The sequence below is a fragment of the Rhodococcus phenolicus genome, from assembly GCF_001646785.1.
Classification (GTDB): Bacteria; Actinomycetota; Actinomycetes; order Mycobacteriales; family Mycobacteriaceae; genus Rhodococcus; species Rhodococcus phenolicus.
Genome location: NZ_LRRH01000144.1, coordinates 1 through 1,849, shown reverse-complemented (window position 1 = coordinate 1,849; position 1,849 = coordinate 1). Strand labels below are relative to the sequence as shown.

Here is a 1,849-nt window from a genome sequence, read left to right as displayed (position 1 = left end):
CCTGACTTGCACAGGTTGACGAGGATTTCCGACCCCAGTCGTCGTTTGGCCTGGTAGCGGCGTCGACGTTCGACGATTTGGGGCACTAATCGGTCGGTAGGATCGCCGGTTGTGGCTGCATACATCCGAAGGGTCCGGACCGCGTCGGGAGCGACGGCAGTGCAGATCGCCGCAAAGGACGGCGGCCGCCACAAGATTCTCGAGCACCTCGGCTCCGCCCACACCGACAGCGAGCTGGCGGCATTGCTGCAGTCCGCGCGCGAGAAACTGCAGGCCGGCCAGCAGGAACTCGACCTCGACCTGGGCGGTGATGACCGCGGGGCGGTCATCTCGACGAAACGGTCCCGCTGGCTGATCGAGACGATCGAGACCGGATGGCGACGCCTCGGATTCGACGTGATCGACGATGCAGCGTTCTTCCAATTGGTCCTCGGCCGGCTCGTCGAGCCGACATCGATGAGCGACACCACCCGCGTCGTGGGGGAGATCGGCCTGACCCCGGCCCACCGCAACACCTACGCCAGCGCGTTGAAGCGTTGTGCCACACACGATTATCGAGACCAAGTCGCAAAGAAATGCTTCGAGTACGCCGCCGAGACAGGTGGCCTGTCATTGCTGCTCTACGACGTCACGACCCTGTATTTCGAGGCGGAGAAGGAAGACGACCTCCGCAAGGTCGGATACTCGAAGGAACGCAGGGTCGACCCGCAGATCGTGGTCGGTCTTCTCGTCGACCGCACCGGCTTCCCTCTCGAGATCGGGTGCTTCGAGGGCAACAAGGCCGAAACCACGACGATCGTGCCGATGATCCGCCAGTTCCAGGCCCGTCACGACATCGAAGACGTGGAGATGGTGGTCGCCGCGGACGCCGGGATGCTGTCGGCAACCAATCTCAAAGACCTCGACGACGCCGGCCTGAAGTTCATCGTCGGCTCCCGCGTCACCAAAGCTCCAGCCGATCTGCAGAACCATTTCCATTGGAACGGTGATGTTTTCACCGACGGTCAGACCATCGACACCGTCACCCCGAGGCATGCGAAGAGCACCGTCAACAACGTCAAGAAACGGGCCGAACCCATCTGGGATGCGGCCACGCATCCGAAGTCGTGGCGGGCGATCTGGCAGTACTCGACACGTCGCGCCGCCCGTGACAATCAGACCTTGAACGCCCAGGAGGCCAAGGCTCGTGGTGTCGTCGACGGTGGCAAGGCCCCGAAGTCAACGCGGTTCGTCAAGACCACCGCGAAGGGGCGCACTCTCGATGTTGCGGGCATCGAGCGAGCCCGGTCACTGGTCGGGTTGAAGGGCTATGTCACCAACCTGCCCGCCACCGTGATGGACCCGGGTGAGGTGATCGGCAAATATCACGACCTGTGGCATGTGGAGCAGTCGTTTCGCATGTCGAAGACGGATCTTCGGGCGCGGCCGATGTTCCATCGCACGAAGGATGCGATCGAGGCGCACCTGACGGTCGTGTTCACCGCTCTTGCCGTTGCTCGCTACCTGCAGGTCGAGACCGGTATCTCGATCGGGCGGATCGTGAAGATCCTGCGGCCACTGCAGGAGATCACCGTGACCATCGCCGGCCACCTGCACACCGCCGCCGACCCGCTCACGGCGGATGCCGCCACGATCCTGACCGCGCTGGAGTTATCGGATCGCTGAGCGGGGTACTAAATCTGTGCAAGTCAGGTCTGGATCAAGTTGTCTTCGGCAGGGTACGCCGCGGTTGAGATACGGTTCTTCGGCCGGATCCCAGCTACCGCCGGCGGTATTCCATGTGTACACGTGCGGGGCGCGGGCGAGCGGATCCGACCCGCGGGATGGATTTCTCGGATATGCGTCGGTG

General features: G+C 63.1%; 1 protein-coding gene. It reads left to right on the top strand.

Annotated elements, in window-relative coordinates; translation table 11 throughout:
* The first annotated feature begins 111 nt into the window (after positions 1-111).
* Positions 112-1,665, top strand: coding sequence for an IS1634 family transposase (locus A8G15_RS27645; RefSeq protein WP_068166343.1), 1,554 nt, complete (start codon positions 112-114; stop codon positions 1,663-1,665).
* The last annotated feature ends 184 nt before the right edge of the window (positions 1,666-1,849 follow it).